Here is a 19,073-nt window from a genome sequence, read left to right as displayed (position 1 = left end):
TCATACGAGGCGAGGCGGCGCCATGGGGGCATATCGGGCCACACGCGCTTGCGGGCCGTTCATCGGAGGCGCCCCGTGGATAACCTATTGAGAGATCACATCTAGCGTCGTAGTGTCTGCGCCTCGACTCGATTTCGGCCGGCCCGTTTCGCGTGGTACAGCGCTTCGTCCGCCTGGCGGATCAGGGCCCTGGGTTCGATCGGCCAGCGGGTGTGCACGCTGCATATGCCGATACTGATCGTGACGTGTGGTTCGGCGCTCTCCGGGTGTTTCAGCTCGAGCGCGGAGACTGCCTCGCGGATGCGTTCGGCTACCTGCAGCCCGCCTTCGGGGTCGGTATCGGCGAGCACGCAGGCGAATTCCTCGCCGCCGTAGCGGGCGCCCAGATCCGAGGGGCGGTTCAGTACGGAGCGAATGGCGTCCGCAACCGCGCGCAGGCAGTCATCCCCCGCCTGGTGCCCGAAGGCGTCGTTGTACGGCTTGAAATGGTCGATATCGATCATCAGCAGCGAGAGGGAGCGTTCGCGCCGTGCCGCGCACTCGCGCTCCAGCAGGTCATCAAGCTCGCGCCGATTGGCCAGGCCAGTGAGCCCGTCGATTCGTGCCTGACGGGCCAGTTCCTGTTCCACCTGCTTGCGCGCCAGGGTGCCGGCGATCATGTCCGCGACGAGCCGCAGCGCGGTAATCTGCTCCTCGGTCCAGCGATAAGGCTGTTCCACAGCATCGTACCCGACCATTCCGAAGGCCTTCTGGTCACTGATCAGCGGGATCAGCAGGAGAGACCGGATGTGCTCGCGACGGAATTCGGCCTGCTCTGCTTTGGCCTCTGGCGGCAATTGGTCGACGTCGGGTATGTGGACCACCTTTCCTGCGAGCACCTGCGAGGTGACCCAGCTGTGTGTCTCCAGCGGAATCGCCTGAAGGTGGTCCCGGTAGGCCTGGACGTCATCCGCGCACCATTCGCTCACCAGACTCATCTGCCCGGCGCGGACATCGAAGCGAAACACGTAAGCTCGCCCAAGGGCGAAGAACATGCCCAGCCGGGCGAGACTTTCTTCGACAACGGTGTCGATCCGGTCGGCCGTGATGTTGATCAGTTCGGCGGAAATCTCGGCGATCAGGCGCTGCAAGCGATGCTGCCGGTCATGCGCGGCCTCCAGACGCCGACGAGCAGTGATGTCGTGCGCCACAGAGCTGGCCCCGAGCAACCGTCCGTTCGCGTCGAACAGCTGTTCGGAGTGCCACTCCAGCGTACGCTCGTCGCCCGAGCGCGTGCGGATGGTGGTCTCGAATCCCTGCAGGCCTTCGCCCTGCTGCATCATCTGGCGGGCGCGGGCAAACACCGCCTCGCGGTAGTAGGGGTCCGGGTACAGCCACTCCCAGATCATGGCGTGCCCGAGGACCTCTTCGCGGGAATAGCCACTGATGCGCTCAGCCGCACGGTTCCAGAAGGTGATACGACCCTCTACATCCAGAGAATTGATCCAGACCGCTGCATTGTCGACGATCAATGCGTTGAAGTGGTCCTGGTCTTCCAACGCCATCTATACCCCCCTGGTCGGGCGAACAACCGCGCCCGTTTTTTCCAGCATGCCTGAACCCCCGGTCGGGGCAAGCATGAGATGCGACAATCGCTGGGTGCTACTTGTATAAGTAATAGCACAGGCGAGGCACATTTCCGCGGACCTGATGCGGGGAGGGCGACACCAAGGCCATCACGGGTCTGTCACACATGCAGCCGGCACAAGCGGGTGCCGTAACGGGGGAAGTGAATGGCAACAGCGCTTCAAGATCGCACGGTGCGCAAGATCCTGCGCGGACTCAAGTCGCGCTACCCGGTGTTCTACCTCCAGGGCTGGGACGAGGACCGCATGGAGCGGCTGCTGGGGGCGGTTGCACGCTCGTATTACGGCGAGGAGGGACACCTCGAGGTCTGGTCGGCGAGTACCGGATTTGATGGCGACGCCCCGGATGCGCCGACGACCGATCCGCTGCAGGCGGTTGCCCGCGCCGCAACGGGGCGTGCCGAGGGCCCGCGGATGGTGTTGCTGAAGGACCTGCCCACCTGGTTCGAGGGCAATCCGGCGCTGGTACGCGGGGTGCGTGACCTGTACTACCGACTGAAAAACAGCCGGGATGTGGTGTTTCTCAGCTGTCCTTTGCTGAAGCTGCCGGAGATCCTGAAGAAGGAGGTCTTCCTGATCGAGGTGGATCTGCCGTCGGAGGAAGAGGTCCTGGAACAGCTGGAGGCCGTGACTGGCGCCTCCGAGGTTTCGCGCGAGCAGTTGTTCCGCCTGGCGGCGGGCATGCGCGGGCTGTCGCTGAACGAGGTCGGGCACCTCAGTGCACGGCTGTTCCGCGGCAAGCCCATGCCCGAGGCCGAGATGCTGGCGGAGATCCAGGAGGAGAAGGGCCAGATACTGCGCAAGGAGAGCTGCCTGCAGTTCTACCCGCCGCAGCGTTCGCTGGACGATATTGGTGGCCTGGAGAACCTGAAGGATTGGGTGCGCACCCGTGCGGATCTGTTTACCGAGAAGGCCTGGCGCGACGACGTGCCGCTTCCGGCCGGTGTGCTGTTTATGGGGGTGAGCGGCTGCGGCAAGAGCATGGCGGCCAAGGCGATCGCGACCGCCTGGGGACTGCCGCTGGTGCGGCTGGACATGAGTCTGGTGCTGTCGGGCAGTTTCGGCACGCCGGAATATGCCTTTGCACGGGCCACGCGGATCGCGGAGGAGATCGCGCCGATGGTGCTGTGGGTGGACGAGCTGGAGAACGCCTTTGGGTTCGACAGCCAGGCACCGGGCAGCGCCGGCAATGTGAACATCTTCTCCAGTTTTCTGACCTGGCTGCAGGAGAAGCCGCCCCGGGTGTTCGTGGCGGCGACCGCGAACCGCATCCAGCAGCTCCCGGCCGAGCTGATGCGCAAGGGTCGGTTCGACCAGCTGTTCTTCCTCGACCTGCCACAGGCGGAGGAGCGCAAGGAGATCCTGCGCATCCACGTCGAGCGCTATGGCGGAAACATCGAGGACTTCAACCTGAATTACATGGCGGCCAGTACCGAGGACTGGAGCGGGGCAGAGATTGAACAGGCGGTAAAGTCGGCGCGCATCGATGCCTACCGGGAAGGGCGGCTGTTCAATCAGCGCGACGTAATCCGCAACGTGATCAACACAGTGCCGCTGTCGCGGACCATGGTGGAGCAGATCCGCGAGATCAAGAGCTGGGTGTTCCAGCGAGCGATCAATGCCTCCAGGCCAGAGGCGGCGGGGAGTACCGCAAGCGGGTCGCCGAAGGGGCCCGACTAGGAACCGAACCACTGGCCCGCCGAAACCGGAACTCGGGGTGGAGTCTCGGCCCAGGCCGATTGGTGGGAGAGGTCAGGTAAGGCGCCGTCTGGCGGGTGGCGGGCCGTGTAGTCTGGCTCCCTCGTGCAGAATGACTGCACGGCAGTCACCGCGCCTTGTTCGCACGCAAAAGCGACTCGAGCGCGAGCGTGTACATTGATCAGTGTTTCCCAAGGAGCGGAAGAATGTTCAAAGCGGTCCTGGTTCTTGGCCACATTAGCGGCATCCGCATCCAGATCCACATCAGCTGGGTATTTATCCTGATCCTGCTGCTGGTGACCATGAGCACGGGCTTCCACTACCACTATCCAGAGTGGACCCTGTCGATGGTGATCGGCACTGCAGTGGTAACGGCCCTGATGTTCTTTGCATCGATCCTTGCCCATGAGCTGGGACACAGCGTGGTGGCCCTCCGTCGGGGCGTACCGGTGGAATCCATAACCCTGTTCATCTTCGGCGGCCTGGCCCAGATGACGCGGGATACCGAGCGGGCAGAAGACGAGTTCTGGATTGCTATTGCCGGCCCGGCGGTGAGTGCCGCCCTGGCAGTGGCCTTCTGGGCCCTCGCATCGGCGACTGCTGACTGGTACGAACCGGTGCCGGTGGCGCTGGGCTGGCTCGCGCTGATCAACATGATCGTGGCGGTGTTCAATCTGATACCCGGGTTCCCGCTCGACGGGGGGCGGGTGTTCCGGGCGGTGATATGGAAGCTCACCGGTGATGCGCGTAGAGCCATAGAGGCTGCGGTCTGGGGTGGGCGGATGGTGGCATTTCTCCTGTTTGCCTTCGCCTTCTGGAATCTCGTCGTGATCGGCAACCTGATCGGAGGCCTCTGGATCATGCTGATTGCCTGGTTCCTGCTGAACATGGCCGAGGCGCAGGGCCGGATGTATGACATGCGAGAGCGACTGGCGGATGTGCGGGCGCGGGATCTGGCCAATCCGGAGCCGCCTTTCGTGAACCCGGATGCGTCCATTGAGGAGTGGATCAACCGGTTCGTCCTCCCGGGCGGCCGCCGCTCGTTTCTGGTCGGCAGGCCGGAGCGGGTCCTGGGGCTGGTGACCCTGAGCGACAGCCGCAAGGTGCCGCGGGACCGATGGGCGGATACCCGGGTCACCGAGATCATGACTCCGGAGGATTCACTGCGCCGTGTTGCGCCGGATGCGAAGGCTGAGGAAGTCCTGCAGGTTATGAGCGAACGCAATCTCAACCAGATCCCGGTGATGGAGGAATCCGGCCGGGCCATCGGCTGGATCGATCGCCAGCAGCTCCTGCGCAGTATCGAGATGCACATGGAGCTCCACCGCTAGGGAGGCCGTTGGTTTGAGGTTTCCCTCGGAGAGACCGAGGAGGCGGATAGAGGATCAATTGCGGTCGTCGCGCTGTACTTGCAGGCTTTGCTGTTCGCGCCATTCCATCTCCTTCTGCCGGAGGTAGGTGTTCTCGTCCAGCTCCCGCAGCTGTTCGGGATAGCGCTCGGTCAGTTCGAACCAGCGCGCCATGCGGAACGCCAGACGGTCCTCTTCCGCGAACTCAAGGGTCTCCAGATAGGCCTGGAATGCCAGGTAGAAGCGCATCACGTTGCGCTCGATGACACCTTGCAGACCGTCGACGTAAATCGGCCTCCCGGCGTCATCCTCCCCCACCACGGTGAAGCCGACCCGATCCCCGCCGCCGAAGCGGAGATAGAGGTTCAGGAAACCCCGGGCCAGGGCTCCGTAATCAACGGCATGCCGAACGTGGATCAGGGTCCGCTCGGCATCCAGAGGCACGGCCTCCAGGGTCATGCGGTAGTCCCGGGTGCCGTAGGGCCCCCGGTCCCCTGCGAGTTTCACGGCCAGATAGTCCTCCTCGGCGATCTGGACCCGGAAGTCCAGGTCCATCCGATAGGCGTTTTCCGGGCGCTGGAAGCGCTTTCTGCTGATGTAGAGTTCGATGCCGGACCGCTCGCCGTCCCCGTGGTGGACGCAGGCCTTCACATTGATATGCAGGAAGAGGGATTCGCACCATACGGCCGCGGACCGGAATTCCTGGGACACCTGATGGAAGGGATGCTCGAGGATGGCGTCCACCCGGACCATGACGGTGTCGTTATCCTGATCGGAGTCCAGCCGTATGGGTTCGGCATCCAGAGGCGTGCGCTCGATGCCTGCGGTTGCGTCTTCGATTCGCTCCGGGAGTGGTCCGTACTCGAGGGCAGACGCCGGGACCCACGCGCCGCCCAATACCGCCAGGGCCAGCACGGCCGAAATCAGGCGGCTACGCCGCGGGGGTGACCGTCCCGGCGGCAGGTGGAGGCACAAGGGTTGTTCCGTGTCCATACGGTGAGATTGGTCAAGGCCGGCGGAAAGTGCCAGTACCTGCTGTGCGACGCGGTAAGCACGAACGAGGTCCGGTCACGCTGACTGGAAGAACCGGCAGGGCGAGAGGTTCGAAGTTCGCTCGAGCGGCCCGGATTCGAAGTACGTTGCCGATGTCCGGCGGTGTCAGGCATTCGCTTCTGCGTGGTGCCGGCGATACAGCCGCCAGGACGCCAGTCCGACGAGTAGCGAAGCCAGCCCGCCGGTCACGAAGACCAGTGCCGGTGTAATGCCTGCCGGGCCGGTGAGCAGCCAGAACAGTACCGGGGCCACCAGCATCGCGGCGAACGCCAGGAAATTGCTGGCGGCGATGAAGCGGCCGCGTCGCTCGGCGGGGCTGTGGCCCTGCAGGTAGGCCGTGATCGGCACGATGAAAAATCCGGAGGCGACACCCAGCAGGGCCATGAGCACCAGGGTTGCCTGGTAACTGTCGGCGGCGAAGTACAGCAGTGCGCTGAACAGGGCTGCGGCGATCATTCCGGCCGGGGCATGGTGCATGGCGATGGTCCCGCGCGAGAGATAGCCGGCCAGGATGCTGCCGGCACCGATGCCGAGCGCCAGCGTGGTCAGGATGATGCCGGTTGCAAGCTCGCCGAGCTCCAGGTGGATTTCTGCGAACAGGGGGACGTTCAGCTGGTACAGCGTGCCCAGCGTCCAGAACCACGCGATGCCGAGAATCACCAGGAACAGGACTCGATGCGGGCGAATCTCGTTGATGGACTGCACGATCGTCGCAAGCGGGTTGATTCGGAACGGTGCGGGGTTGTCGGTGGCCCCGGTCGGGGTGATGAAGAAACTCGTCACCAGGCCAGTGAGGGACAGTGCCACGATGAGTGCAGCCGGTATCCACAGGTCCTCGCCAGCGAACTCCATCACGAAGCCGGCCAGTGCTGTCCCGAGGATGATGGCCAGGAACGTCCACAACTGTATGTGCCCGTTGGCGCGCGAGAGCTGCTGGTAGCGCACGATCTCCGGCAGGATGCCGAATTTGGACGGGCTGAAGAACGTGCTCTGCAGGCCCATCAGGAACGTGGTCACCAACAAGCCGATGAAGTTTTCGGTGATCAGCATCAGCGCGGCGGCCAGTAGTACCGCGGCCTCGGCCAGACGCGTGGTGACGATCACGACTTTCTTGCTGTAGCGGTCCGAGATATAGCCTGCCCAGGGCGAGAACACCACGAAGGGGAGCAGGAAGACGAAACCGACCAGACTGTAGTAGAAGGTGCCTTCCCCCTCGGCGACGAACTGGCGGATGGCGATGAAAATGACCACCAGCCGGAAGAAGTTGTCGTTGAGGGCATTGATGAAGACGGTCGCCATGTGGGCGATGAAGCCCTTTCTGCGTATGTCTGAGGTCTCGGTCATGGGGGCCGCCTGGCAAGTTTTCCGGAAGCACTCAGACAAGGGTTGGCGCGGGACAGGGCGCTAGTCAAATCGGCTGGATACGGGGCAGGCGGCGGGCCTGCCGGAGTGGCAGGGCTGCGGGGGGCTGCGAGAGGCGGCATCGGGCTGCACAAGCTGCTCTGCTGGCACAGTGAAGAATCGGTACAGGGTTCCCCGGCACAGCCGGTGCATGTGGATCGGGCGTCTGTCCCTTCAAGTGCGGGGATCTGGCCAGTCCAGCAGCCCGTGTTGCCGCCCAGCGGTCCGGGATGTGCACTGGGTTGCGGCGTCGGTGCACCGGGACGTTGCAGGGTGCTGTGTAACAACCTCGGTGGGGCCTGTTCCGATGGCCTCGCCGGTATCTGGTAGATTGGGTTCGAAGGCTGGCCGGACCCGTTGCCCGCCGATGATTACAGGAGACCTGAAGATGGTGCCGACGAGTGTACCGGTGGAGGAGTTCACCACCCCCGACCCGATCACCGCGAACGAAGACATGACCATCGGCGATCTTCGGGCGTTGATGGAACAGCATGGCGTCCGGCATCTTCCGGTCGTGCGTGGCGATGCGGTAGTGGGGGTAGTCAGTGACCGGGATGTCCGCATTGTGCTGGGTTTGCCGGTCACGGAAATCAACCAGGTCAGGGTGTCCGACATCATGGCGGACGATCCGCTGACGGTGGTGGCGTCTACTCCCCTGGACGAGGTCGCATACGCCATGTCCGACAAGAAGATTGGCAGTGTCATCGTCAATGATGAAGACGGTCGGTTTCTGGGGATCTTCACAGCCAGCGACGCCCTGAATGCGCTGATCGAGATCGTCCGCGGCGGGGGCACATCTACTGGATGACCCCGGTGCCGGGACGTCAAGAATCACCGTGGCGTTTCAGCTTCCACCCGGGCTTGCGCGGGTCTGCGCCCGAGGCTTTAGGGCAACGGGCGTACCTCCGCGATGTCGGACAGCGCGATCGGCACCACCATGTAGCCGCTGCCGAAGCGTCTGCGTATGCGAATGTGAGCGTTCTCGACGGCGAGCAGTTCGCCATTGCGGGCACGCCCGTCGGCGAGGGTGATGCGGAGATTCCGGCCGACGTGGTCGCCCAGCGCGTTTAGCGCGATGGTCGAGGCCAGCGAAGGCTCGGCGGCCCCGGCCGAGTCGATTCGTGGCGTGTGCCTGTCGGGCACCGCGGGCGATCCGGCTGGACGCGGCGCGACCGGGCGGAGATCCAGCGGGCCGAAGTGCCGTTCCCCCACGCTCAGGCTGGACTCGATCCGTCGCAGCAGCTGGTTTGGGGAATCGAGGCTGGCCCAGAGCAGGGCGGGGTTGTCGATCGGGCCGATGTGCAGGGAGTAGCCCCGCGGTTCCTGGATGAAGTGGCCATAGGCCTCGACCATGCCGGGACCCGGCTGCACACCGAACGGACGCCAGGCCTCGACCCAGGCGGCCTTGTGGTGCTCCAGATAGTCCTCGCGCTCCATGTCCATCTCGGCCGCACAGAGGTCCATCAGGGCCGGATAGTACCCGCGGTCCTCGTAATCCACGGTTAGCGACTGGAGCGAGGCGGTCATCAGGGCAGGCGCGAGATCGCGCGTCCGGTTCGAGGCGGCCTGGACCTCGAAGTGTCCGGTGGACGTGCCCAGCCCCAGCGGACCCATGCCGAGGCTGCTGTGCACGGTGAAGCGGTTGCGATCCTCCTCGAGGCGGTAGCGGATGCTCATGTCCAGCGGGATGTCGCGATAGCCGAGCGCGGACAGCAGGGCGTCCGGCGCAGCACCCTGGTAGGGGCCGCAGCCGGCGGTGTCGAGCCATAGGGCCGGGATGTCGCTCTGCGCGCCAGTGGCGAGGCCGGGCGGCAGGGTCAGGCCATCGATCGAAAAGCCCATCTGGTGGGGCACGCGACGGGCATCCAGTGTGTGCCGCAGGCGGGCGAGCCGCCACAGGCTGCCGGCTTCCAGCGTGACGCGGTCGGCCCGTGTGCGCCCGATGGCGGTGTTGCGCGGTTCGAACAGCAGACCGTTCACGTGCAGCTCCCCGCGCAGGCCGACATGGACCCCGCTGTAGTGCAGTGTCCCGACCGGCTCCAGCATTGCCACCATATCGTCGAGCCTCTGCTCGACCTGGCGAATCTCGTAGTGGTAGTAGCCGATACCCGCGGCAACCACGGCAAGGCCGCCCGCGATCCATTTCCCTGGCATGTTTCCTCCCTTTTTTCGGCCCATCCGGATCGTGCGCTGCAGGGTCCGGATGGCGGGACGCTCCTGTCCCACCGCTACAAGATAGCCGGGTCCAGCGATTTCCGCACCCTGGAAGGAGACCATGAGCGCCAACGGAGCCTGCAAAGGACCCGGCGGGCCCATGGGTCGGGGGCAGCGTGCAGAAAGCGCGCGAGTTGACTGCGGTGGAGGCGTGCGCCGAGGGTGGGGCGATGACGGTCCGATCGAGAAGTGGAAAAGGGGGCAGTGCGGGAGCCGGGTCGCCCGCGCCCGTTGGGGGAGAGTACAGCGGGGGCCGCCGGTCGCAATGGGGGGTGCGGCTGGTTGCCAGCGCCATTGTGATCACGACCGCGGCTGCCGCTGGCTGTGCGCCGTGGGAAGAGGGTGAGCCGTCCCAGGCGTCGAAGAGAGGCAATATTGCGACGGTGGCTTCGCTGGAGACTGGCGACGAGCATATCCGGAAAGCGGATGGCACCAGCTTACTCCGCATCGATGACCTGCCTCGCGACATCCAGGTGGACGAGCAGAACGCCTTCGGTGCGACGGCACGTTTCCGGGAGGCGAAGGTATCCCCGGACGATGCCTGGGTGGCCGTCGTCACCACCGGCGCGGCCCACAGCGCCGGCTGGCTGGTGCGGGCGGACGGCAGCAAGGCAAGTCCGGCCGCGTTTCAATACGGGGGCAGCGTCACGATCGGCCCCTGGAGTGCAGACGGGCGCTATGTGGTGTTCGCTCAGGAAGGGCCTGCCGGGAACCGTACGCTGACCGTCGTGGATCGAGATGCGCTGGGAGCATCCGTAGAAGCGAGTGCGATTCCGGTGCGGGGCGATTCTCACGGAGACCTGGATCCGCAGGCCCAGCGCTACGAGGCGCTGGGCTGGGCCAATGGAAGGCTGTTGTTCCGCGTTGGAGGGGAGCAGGGGGTGTTTGATCCGGCCAGCAGGGAGGTGAAGTCGGAATAATACCCGGCTGCTTCAGGCCACCCGGCGCTTGCCGCTTACTCCACGACCCGCGTAAGGATTTAAAGCTTTATTTGAGATAGATCAATAAAAGTTTTGCGGTCGAGGAGGATCGTGGTTGTCACCAGGCTCGGATTTGGGACCGGAGGTGAGACCATGGCAGACATCCCCCTCTCTCGTCGGCGCTTTCTGCAACTGGCCGGTTTGGCCGGCTTCGGTGCCGCCACTTACCCGGGTGCGCTGCTGGCGCAGTTCCGGTTCCTCTCGCCGGTCAGCGTCGAGAACCCGCTTGCCGATTATCCGGATCGCGACTGGGAGCAGATGTACCGGGATCTGTATCGGACCGACGGCTCCTTTGTCTTCACCTGCGCGCCTAACGATACCCACAACTGTCTGCTCCGGGCCTATTACAAGAACAAGGTCCTGGTGCGGATCGAGCCGACCTATGGCTACGGCAAGGCCACGGACCTGTACGGCAACCAGGCCTCCCACCGCTGGGATCCCCGCTGCTGCCAGAAGGGCCTGGTGCTGACCCGGCGCCTGTATGGCGACCGGCGGGTGAAGGGCGCGTTTCTGCGCAAGGGCTTCAAGGACTGGGTGGACCAGGGCTTTCCGCGTGATGCGGAGACCGGGAAGCCGCCCGGCGAGTTGCTGAACCGGGGATGGGACGGCTGGATCAAGGTCGACTTCGAGGAGGCGGCCCAGTATCACGCCAGGGCGCTGAAGAACATCGCGGAAACCTACTCCGGGGACCGGGGGCGCCAGTATCTCGAGGCGCAGGGATACGACCCCTCCATGATTGATGCGATGGAGGGTGCCGGCACCCGGACCATGAAGTACCGGGGCGGCATGGCCAAGCTTGGCGCTACCCGTATTCTGGGCAACTTCCGGATGGGCAACTCCATGGCGCTGCTGGACCACCACGTCCGCGGCGTGGACCCCGACGAGGCGAAGGGCAGCGGTGCCTGGGACTCGTACTCCTGGCATACCGACCTGCCCCCGGGGCACACCATGGTGTGCGGCGACCAGACCAACGACTTCGAGTTTCATGACTGCGAGAACGCCGAGGTGGTCATTGCCTGGGGCATGAACTGGATCTGCACCAAGATGCCCGACAGCCATTGGCTGACCGAGGCGCGGCTGAAGGGGGCCAAGACCATCGGCGTTACCGTCGAGTACTCGGCCACCGCCAACAAGTGCGATGACGTGATCGTGATCCGTCCCGGCACCGACCCGGCCCTGGCGCTGGGTGCGGCCGGCGTGATCATGCGGGAGGGCCGTTATGACGAGTCCTTCGTCAAGCGGTACACCGATCTTCCGGCACTGGTCAGGATGGACACCCTGGAGCGTCTGAAGGCCACCGATGTGTTTCCCGACCATCAGGACGCCGAGCCCGACAACTGGACCCATGTGCTGGCGGAAGGGGAAGAGGCCCCGCTCACCCACCAGCAGGAAGGCCGCTACATCCCGGCGCACCTGAAAGGTGATTTCGCGGACTACGTGGTCTGGGATCGGAACGCGGACAAGCCGGCCGCCGTGGCCACCGACCAGGTGGGTGACCACTTCGACAAGCTGGGGGTGGACCCGGCCCTGGAGGGCGAGTTCGAGGTGCCGCTGGCCAACGGCGAGACCGTCCAGGTGCGGCCGGTCTTCGACCTGACCCGGCAGTACATCGACGAGAACCTCCAGCCCGAGCAGGTCAGCAAGATCACCTGGGCACCCGCCGAGGCCGTGACCCGACTGGCCAACGATATTGCCGATCACCCGGGCAAGACGCTGATCGCCTGCGGCATGGGCCCGAACCAGTTCTGGAACAACGACAACAAGGACCGCGCGATCTTCATGCTGGTGGCGCTGACCGGCAGCGTGGGTCGCCACGGGGGCAATATCGGCAGCTACGCCGGAAACTACCGCGTGACGCTGTTCTCCGGTGCCGGTGAGTGGACTTCCGAGGATCCGTTCGACATCCAGCTGGACCCGAACGGGGAGGTGAAGCGGCGTTCCACCATCCGCTACGAGTCCATGCACTACTGGTCGAACGGCGAACGGATCATGCAGGCCGGCGACAAGGTGATCACCACCGGGAACCATGTGCCCACGCCCACCAAGGTGATCTGGCAGGCCAACTCCAACTCCAGCCTGGGCAACACCAAGGGCCACTACGACGTGGTCAACAACACGCTGCCCAACACGGAACTGGTGGTCTACAACGACTGGTGGTGGACCGGGTCCTGCGAGTACAGCGACATCGTCTACGGGGTGGACTCCTGGATGGAGTTCAAGTACCCGGACATGACCGCCTCGAACACCAACCCGTTCCTCCAGGTCTTCCCCTCCACGCCGCTGCGGCGCACCTACGGCACCATCCACGACATGGAGACCTATCTCCTGGTGTCCCGGGCCCTGGCCGAGGAGACGGGGGATCAGCGGTTCGAGGATTACTGGAAGTTCGTCGCCGACAACAGGGTGGACATCTACCTGCAGCGGATTCTGGATTACTCGGCGGCCACGCGCGGCTACCGGTTCGAGACCATCAACGGGCTGGCCCGCCGGGGCGTACCCGCCCTGATGAATACCCGGACCTACCCGCGGATCTTCAGCTACGAGCAGGTGCACGAGTCCAAGCCCTGGTACACCAGGACCGGGCGACTGGAGTTCTACCGTCCGGAGCAGGAGTTCATCGAGGCGGGCGAGAACCTGGTCGTCTATCGCGAGCCCTCGGACTCCACCTTCCACGAGCCCTGCGTGATCCTGGCCAAGGACCATCCGGCGATCCGCCCCAAAGTGCCGGAGGACTGGGGCATGGACCCGGATGATCTGGGCCACCAGCCCCGCCAGATGCGAAACGTGGTACGCACCGGGGAAGAGATCCTGGAAAGCACGCACCCGCTGCTGGGGGACGGCTACCGGTACATCTTCCATACGCCGAAGTACCGGCATGGCGCCCACACGACGCCCATCGACACCGACTACATGATGGTGCTGTTCGGGCCCTTCGGCGACATCTATCGGCGTGACAAGCGGATACCCGGCTCCAGCGAACTGTATGTGGACATCCACCCCGACGATGCCCGCGAGCTGGGTGTCGAGGACGGGGACTATGTCTGGATCGACGGGGACCCCAAGGAGCTGCCGTTCCGCGGGTGGCAGGAAGAAGGCAAGGAGGAGGCCTACAAGGTGGCCCGCCTCATGGCCCGGGCGCGGTACTACCCCGGCACGCCGCCAGGGGTCACACGGATGTGGTTCAACGGCTACATGGCCACCCCGGGCTCGGTGAAGGGGCACGAGGAGCGGGAGGACGGTCTCGCCAAGAATCCCGAGACCAACTACCAGTCCATGTTCCGCTACGGCGGCCACCAGAGCCTGACCCGCTCCTGGCTCAAGCCCACCCATCAGACCAACAGTCTGGTCTGGAGGAGCCTGTTCAGCCATGTCCAGGGCCGCGGTTTCGCCGCGGACGTCCACTGCGTGACGGGCGCGCCCCGCGAGGCCATGGCGAAGATCACCAAGGCGGAGCCGGGCGGCATCGGGGGCGAGGGTGCCTGGCGCCCCGTGACCCTGGGGCTGCGGCCCACGTCCGAAAGCGACGCCATGAAACGCTATCTCGCGGGCGACTTCATCCGCGATACCGACGAATAACGGCTCAAGGAGACTCGCCATGTCCCGCGTCTACAACTGGCAACTCGGTCGCGAGATGGACTACCCCTTCGAGGGGGTCCGGCCCGAGAAACAATTCGCCATGATCTTCGATACCAACAAGTGCATCGCCTGCCAGACCTGCACGGTGGCCTGCAAGACGACGTGGACCTCGGGTCGTGGCCAGGAGCAGATGCTCTGGAACAACGTCGAAACCAAGCCCTACGGCTACTACCCGCTGGGCTGGGATGTGAACATCCTGGACAAGCACGGGGTGCAGGAGATGGATGGCCCCGAATACCAGGGCAAGACCCTGTTCGAGGCAGCCCCCGATGGCGAGATCGTCCTGGGCTACACGCCCGATGACGAGGACTGGGCCTATCCCAATATCGGGGAAGACGACTGCACGGGCTCCATGGAGCAGGGGGCGCTACTGACCATGCCCCATATGCAGTGGATGTACTACCTGCCCCGCATCTGCAATCACTGCACCTATCCCGCCTGCCTGTCCGCCTGCCCCCGGCAGTCCATCTACAAGCGGCCGGAAGACGGGATCGTTCTCCTGGACCAGCAGCGCTGCCGGGGCTATCGGGAATGCGTCAAGGGATGTCCCTACAAGAAGGTGATGTTCAACCCGGTCACGCGTGTGTCGGAGAAGTGCATCGGCTGCTACCCGGCCATCGAGAACAACCGGCAGACCCAGTGCACCATCACCTGCATCGGCAAGATCCGGCTCCAGGGCTTCATTTCCCGGCCCGACGAGATCCGCGAGGACAACCCCATGGATTACCTGATCCATGTGGCCAAGATCGGCAAGCCGCTCTACCCCCAGTTTGGCCTGGAGCCGAACACCTTCTATATCCCGCCGATCCACGTCCCGCCGCAGTACCTGCGGCAGATGTTCGGCTGGGGCGTCGAGGACGCCATCGACACCTACAAGCGTGCGAGTGAAGACCCCCAGCTGCTGGGTGCGATGCTCCTGTTCGGCGCCACCCCCGAGATCATCCACCACTTCAAGGTCGAGGGAAGGAACGTGATCGGCTACGACGACAAGCGTGCCGAGGTGGTGCGGGTGCCGATGCGCGAGCCCATCTACATGCGGGTCGAATACGACTCGGATCTGGACGTGCACCGGACCAACGTCACCTGACAGGAGGGCCCGTCATGAACAAGACCGCATTGCACTGCAGCGTTGCCGCCGCCCTGGTGGTGGGCATGGCCGCGGCACCCGTGGCCGCGGCCGATACGCTGCGCGCCGTCCCGGTGGATGCCACCGGGCCCTTCAATGATCCGGAGTCGGAGGTGTGGGATCAGGCGCCAGCCGTGACCGTGAGCCTGAATCCCCAGCAGGTCACGCGGCCCCATCACGCGGACATTGCGGTGACCGAGCTGACGGTCCGGGCTGTCAACAACGGGAACTGGGTCGGGATCCTGATCGAATGGGACGACGACACCCGTGACGACTGGTTTGTGACGGACGCGTTCGGCGATCAGGTGGCGGTCCAGTTCCCCGTGGAGGGGCCCGCCAGTCCGATGATGGGGAACCCCGGGGGCAAGGTGAACATCCTCCAGTGGCGGGCCGCTTTTCAGCGCGATCTGGTCGCTGGAGAGCCGGACATTCGGGATCTCTATCCCTATGCCCTGGTCGACGTTTATCCGGACGAGGTCCTGAGGGTCACCGACGCCCGGGCCTTTGCCGGGGCCATGGGGGTGGACAACCCGGTGGCCCGCCCATTCGAAAGCCCCGTGCTGGAGCAGATGGCGGAGGGGTGGGGCAGCCTCACTGTCAAGCCGATGCAACATGCCGACGGCTGGGGTGTCTGGGAGGACGGGACCTGGCGCGTGGCCATCACGCGTCCCGCCAATCAGATCATGCCGGGCGATCCCGACCTCTCTCGGGGAACCGAAACCCAGGCCGCTTTTGCCGTCTGGGACGGGGGCAACCGGGAAGTGGGTGGCCGCAAGTCCTGGTCCGGCTGGATCGACCTCAAAGTCGAGGAGTAAGCCCATGAGCACCGCGCAAACCCAGTCACCGGAGCTGCAGATCTCCGATCGCCTCGCCCGGGCCTACCGTTTTCGGATCCTGGGCACCTGCTTCGCCTATCCCGGACTCGGGGACGGCGCGAGGATCCACCAGGCCCTGGAAGCGGCCGTTTGTCCCCAAACCCTCGCCGCGCTCCCGTCGGGGTCCGCGGTGCTGGAGGCCTGGGCGGCGGTCGACGACGAAACCCTCAGGGCGGAATACACGCGCTTGTTCATGGGCCGCACGCCCTGTTCTCTCCACGCGGCCACCTATGCCGGCAGTACCCAACTGGCCGGGCCGGGTCCGCTGCTGGCGGATATCAGCGGCTTCTACCAGGCCTTTGGCCTCGACACGTCGGATGAGGACGCCGAGCGACCCGATCACCTGGCCGTTCAGCTGGGGTTCTACGGGATCCTGCTGGTCAAGGAGGCCTACGCCATTTCCGAGGGGTGGGGCGGACACGCGGAGGTTACCCATAAGGCTGTGGCCCGATTCCTGACGGACCATCTGGGGGGATGGCAGGGCGTCTTGCTGCCGCGGCTGCGGGAGCAGAATGCCGCCTCCCCCTATCCGGAGACCGCGGCATGGCTGGACGAGGGACTCGCCGACGAGTGCGCCCGGCTGGGCGTTGACCCAACGCCCTTCAAGCGCCCGCTCGAAGACCCCCTCCAGGCCGACGAGTTCATCTGTCCGCACGGTGCGGGCGGAAGCGCCAGGGTACCTGCCGAGCAGCCGGTTCACTTCGAGCACCGGGAGGGCGCTCAGCACTGAGCATGCACCATACGGGTCAAGGCAACAGGGGGCCTGGGGGCACGACAGGGACTGCACGCCAGGTTGCGGTCAGTGTGAGGCACCACGCCACGTACTGACCGCCAACAATTGCCGGGCCATCCTTGGCCCGTTGCCCCTCTGCTGGCTACATGCTTGTCTACGGTCTATTGTTCAACACAGTGTGTTGAGTTGAGAGACGGAGCGCCGACCGCTCGGTATTCGGCGCGAACGCCTTACTTAAAGGGGGCAGGGGATGGCCGATCCGAACCGACTCCTGATCGGGGAGTTCATGATTCCCCTCGAACTCTATCCACACCTGCCTTCCACCGCGACCATACAAGATGCATTGACGGCCCTGGGGCACCAGCCCTGCAAGGACGGGACTCCCTATTTCCGCCACCTTCTGGTCCTGAAGGAGGATGGCGGCCTGGAAGGGATCCTGTCGATCCACACACTGCTCAAGGCGATCGAGCCCTCGCTGCTCAAGCGGGAAGCCCGTGGTGCCGCCCAGGGGTACTGGGGTCGGGCCGATTCCGGCGAGAACGTGGCCATGCAGGTCTTCTGGGAGCGGTTGCTGGCGGACCGGCTGGAGACCAGGCTCGATCTGGCTTCGCGCACCGCGGGCGACCTGGCGGAACCAGTGAGGAAAGTGCTCTCCCGCGACGACATGCTGGCGCACGGGCTTGAGGAAATGGTCGCGTGCGGTGCCTTCGTGCTTCCGGTCGTCAAGGACGACAAGGTGGTCGGGGCGTTGCGGCTGGCCGATATCTTCGACCTGGTAGTCAAGCACGTACTGGGAGAAGTCCATGAGCGAGGAGCCTAGATCGGAGTCGAAAGACGACCCGGGAGACAGCGCAGCACCGAACACGCTGGACTGGCGGCGCTGGTCGATCCTGGCCGCCGGACTGGCGGTCTTCTTCCTCTTCTGGTTCATGGACGCCCCGGCCCCGGCGGTCGACCCGGCCGGCGAGGAATTCCCGCTGAGCGATGCCGGCAAGGCCGCACTGGGCCTGTTCCTGCTGGCGGCCATCTGGTGGGTGTTTACCCCCATACCGATCGGTGTCACCGCGATTGCCATCGGTGTCTTCCAGGCCCTGTTCCTGATTCGCCCGCCCGAGGTGGCATTCGGGAATTTCATGGATCCGGCCGTGTGGTTCATTTTCGCCTCGCTGGTGATCGGCATCGCGTTCACCAAGTCGGGGCTCACCCAGCGGCTGGCCTACCGCATGCTGATGACGGTAGGGGAACGCACTAGCACCATCTATCTGGGCACGTTCCTGGTGACGGTCGCGCTCACCCTGGTCATGGCCCACACCGCGGTGGCGGCGACCATCTTCCCGGTGCTGCTGGCGATCTATTCGTTGTACGACGCGGGCGAACGCCCGACACGATTCGGCAAGGGCCTGTTCATCGGCATGGCCTTCGCGGCAGGGGCCGGTTCGATCATCACGTTGCTAGGGTCGGCGCGCGGGATCGTGGGGATCTCCTTTGCGCGGGACGTGGCCGATATCGACGTCGGCTTTTTCGAGGTCACTTATTATCTGGCGCCGGTGGGGCTGCTGATGACGGTACTCATATGGTGGATGATGCTGATCTTCTTCCCCCCGGAGAAAAAGCGCATCGAGGGGCTGACGGAGGTGGCCGAGCGCCGCTACCGGGAACTCGGCGCGATGAAGCGGGACGAGTGGCTCACGATCCTGATCGTGGTGGGCGCCGTTCTGGTGCTGGCGTTGCAGGCCATGGTCCCGGCGCTGGAGCCCGTGTCCCGCCCGGCGATCCTGCTGGTCACGACGCTGTTGTTCTTCGCGCTGGGCGTGCTCACGCTGAAGGAACTCGAGGAGATCCCCTGGAACATCATCCTGCTGTTTGGCGGTGCGATGAGCATCGGATTCTGCCTGTGGCAGACCGGGGCCGCCGAATGGCTGGCGATTACCTGGCTCGGGATGTTCGAGGGGGCCCACTGGCTGCTGTTCGTCCTGGGGCTGGGCCTGTTCTTCGTGGTGATGACCAACGTCATCATGAATGTCGCCGCCATTGCCATTGTGCTGCCGGTTGCGCTGGTCATGGCCGGCTATATGGGCGTGAGTCCGCATGTCGTGCTGTTCGTGGCGCTGGTGGCCACCGGCATGCCTTTCCTGTTTCTGGTGGGTGCGGCGCCCAATGCCATCGCCTACCAGTCCGGTCAGTTCTCCACCTGGGAGTTCTTCCGTACCGGTGTTCCCGCCAGCATTGTGCTTACGGTTGTGATTGGCTTCTCGGTGCTGGTGATCTGGCCGGTGCTGGGTATGCCCATCCTTGCTGGCTGAGCGCCTGAAGTCCGGCAGTGCCGGGGCCGTGATGAACGAGCGGTAGTGGGTGGCTGAGGGGGGCGAAGCCGGCGGCTGTG

General features: G+C 64.7%; 14 protein-coding genes. 10 read left to right on the top strand and 4 right to left on the bottom strand.

All coding sequences use genetic code 11. The features are described from left to right. Positions 1–101: 101 nt before the first annotated feature. Positions 102–1,544, bottom strand: a complete 1,443-nt coding sequence (locus C995_RS0105355; RefSeq protein ID WP_018863964.1) for a diguanylate cyclase — start codon at positions 1,542–1,544, stop codon at positions 102–104. Between the two features lie 228 nt (positions 1,545–1,772). Here C995_RS0105355 and C995_RS0105350 point away from each other — a divergent pair, with 228 nt between their 5' ends. Together C995_RS0105350 and C995_RS0105345 are read left to right on the top strand one after the other, a co-directional pair. After that, entirely contained in the window at positions 1,773–3,305 is a 1,533-nt protein-coding gene (locus C995_RS0105350; RefSeq protein WP_018863963.1) for an AAA family ATPase, read from the top strand. Positions 3,306–3,529: 224 nt separating this feature from the next. Continuing rightward, positions 3,530–4,654, top strand: a complete 1,125-nt coding sequence (locus C995_RS0105345) for a site-2 protease family protein (RefSeq protein ID WP_018863962.1) — start codon at positions 3,530–3,532, stop codon at positions 4,652–4,654. 54 nt (positions 4,655–4,708) lie between these two features. Here the strand turns inward: C995_RS0105345 and C995_RS0105340 are convergent, their stop codons facing one another. Then, positions 4,709–5,647, bottom strand: a complete 939-nt coding sequence (locus C995_RS0105340; protein WP_026278962.1) for a hypothetical protein — start codon at positions 5,645–5,647, stop codon at positions 4,709–4,711. Positions 5,648–5,830: 183 nt separating this feature from the next. Then, positions 5,831–7,069, bottom strand: coding sequence for an MFS transporter (locus C995_RS0105335; RefSeq protein ID WP_018863960.1), 1,239 nt, complete (start codon positions 7,067–7,069; stop codon positions 5,831–5,833). Between the two features lie 445 nt (positions 7,070–7,514). On the opposite strand from C995_RS0105335, the gene C995_RS0105330 reads away from it, so the two are divergent. Continuing rightward, a complete protein-coding gene (locus tag C995_RS0105330; protein ID WP_018863959.1) occupies positions 7,515–7,934 on the top strand; it encodes a CBS domain-containing protein in 420 nt (139 codons plus the stop codon). Positions 7,935–8,011: 77 nt separating this feature from the next. On the opposite strand, the gene C995_RS0105325 is transcribed toward C995_RS0105330, so the two are convergent. Further along, positions 8,012–9,280, bottom strand: coding sequence for a hypothetical protein (locus C995_RS0105325; RefSeq protein WP_018863958.1), 1,269 nt, complete (start codon positions 9,278–9,280; stop codon positions 8,012–8,014). 203 nt (positions 9,281–9,483) lie between these two features. Here C995_RS0105325 and C995_RS0105320 point away from each other — a divergent pair, with 203 nt between their 5' ends. From C995_RS0105320 to C995_RS0105290, 7 genes are all read left to right on the top strand, one after another. After that, positions 9,484–10,260: a hypothetical protein gene (locus C995_RS0105320; protein ID WP_369771647.1), complete on the top strand. Its 777-nt coding sequence runs from the start codon at positions 9,484–9,486 to the stop codon at positions 10,258–10,260. Between the two features lie 153 nt (positions 10,261–10,413). Beyond that, a complete protein-coding gene (locus C995_RS0105315) occupies positions 10,414–13,896 on the top strand; it encodes a molybdopterin-dependent oxidoreductase (RefSeq protein ID WP_018863956.1) in 3,483 nt (1,160 codons plus the stop codon). A gap of 19 nt (positions 13,897–13,915) precedes the next feature. Further along, on the top strand, positions 13,916–15,043 hold the full coding sequence (locus tag C995_RS0105310; protein ID WP_018863955.1) for a 4Fe-4S dicluster domain-containing protein: 1,128 nt from the start codon (positions 13,916–13,918) through the stop codon (positions 15,041–15,043). A gap of 14 nt (positions 15,044–15,057) precedes the next feature. Next, positions 15,058–15,897, top strand: coding sequence for an ethylbenzene dehydrogenase-related protein (locus tag C995_RS0105305; RefSeq protein ID WP_018863954.1), 840 nt, complete (start codon positions 15,058–15,060; stop codon positions 15,895–15,897). 4 nt (positions 15,898–15,901) lie between these two features. Beyond that, the gene (locus C995_RS0105300) at positions 15,902–16,687 is read left to right on the top strand and encodes a molecular chaperone (protein WP_018863953.1); all 786 of its coding nucleotides are present in this window, start codon (positions 15,902–15,904) and stop codon (positions 16,685–16,687) included. A 253-nt stretch (positions 16,688–16,940) separates the two neighbouring features. After that, entirely contained in the window at positions 16,941–17,510 is a 570-nt protein-coding gene (locus C995_RS0105295; RefSeq protein WP_018863952.1) for a CBS domain-containing protein, read from the top strand. After that, positions 17,494–18,993 (top strand): SLC13 family permease, encoded by a 1,500-nt coding sequence (locus C995_RS0105290; protein ID WP_018863951.1) that lies wholly within the window; start codon positions 17,494–17,496, stop codon positions 18,991–18,993. The genes C995_RS0105295 and C995_RS0105290 overlap by 17 nt, the downstream gene beginning before the upstream one ends. The last annotated feature ends 80 nt before the right edge of the window (positions 18,994–19,073 follow it).

The sequence above is a fragment of the Thioalkalivibrio sp. ARh3 genome (assembly GCF_000377265.1).
Lineage (GTDB): Bacteria > Pseudomonadota > Gammaproteobacteria > Ectothiorhodospirales > Ectothiorhodospiraceae > Thioalkalivibrio > Thioalkalivibrio thiocyanoxidans.
This window is presented reverse-complemented; position numbering and strand designations above follow the sequence as displayed.

What these genes read in the sequence shown, in the direction of transcription:
- C995_RS0105355 (WP_018863964.1), bottom strand. Translation starts at nt 1,544, where the DNA reads ATGGCGTTGGAAGACCAGGACCACTTCAACGCATTGATCGTCGACAAT.
- C995_RS0105350 (WP_018863963.1), top strand. Translation starts at nt 1,773, where the DNA reads ATGGCAACAGCGCTTCAAGATCGCACGGTGCGCAAGATCCTGCGCGGA.
- C995_RS0105345 (WP_018863962.1), top strand. Translation starts at nt 3,530, where the DNA reads ATGTTCAAAGCGGTCCTGGTTCTTGGCCACATTAGCGGCATCCGCATC.
- C995_RS0105335 (WP_018863960.1), bottom strand. Translation starts at nt 7,069, where the DNA reads ATGACCGAGACCTCAGACATACGCAGAAAGGGCTTCATCGCCCACATG.
- C995_RS0105330 (WP_018863959.1), top strand. Translation starts at nt 7,515, where the DNA reads ATGGTGCCGACGAGTGTACCGGTGGAGGAGTTCACCACCCCCGACCCG.
- C995_RS0105325 (WP_018863958.1), bottom strand. Translation starts at nt 9,280, where the DNA reads ATGCCAGGGAAATGGATCGCGGGCGGCCTTGCCGTGGTTGCCGCGGGT.
- C995_RS0105315 (WP_018863956.1), top strand. Translation starts at nt 10,414, where the DNA reads ATGGCAGACATCCCCCTCTCTCGTCGGCGCTTTCTGCAACTGGCCGGT.
- C995_RS0105310 (WP_018863955.1), top strand. Translation starts at nt 13,916, where the DNA reads ATGTCCCGCGTCTACAACTGGCAACTCGGTCGCGAGATGGACTACCCC.
- C995_RS0105305 (WP_018863954.1), top strand. Translation starts at nt 15,058, where the DNA reads ATGAACAAGACCGCATTGCACTGCAGCGTTGCCGCCGCCCTGGTGGTG.
- C995_RS0105300 (WP_018863953.1), top strand. Translation starts at nt 15,902, where the DNA reads ATGAGCACCGCGCAAACCCAGTCACCGGAGCTGCAGATCTCCGATCGC.
- C995_RS0105295 (WP_018863952.1), top strand. Translation starts at nt 16,941, where the DNA reads ATGGCCGATCCGAACCGACTCCTGATCGGGGAGTTCATGATTCCCCTC.
- C995_RS0105290 (WP_018863951.1), top strand. Translation starts at nt 17,494, where the DNA reads ATGAGCGAGGAGCCTAGATCGGAGTCGAAAGACGACCCGGGAGACAGC.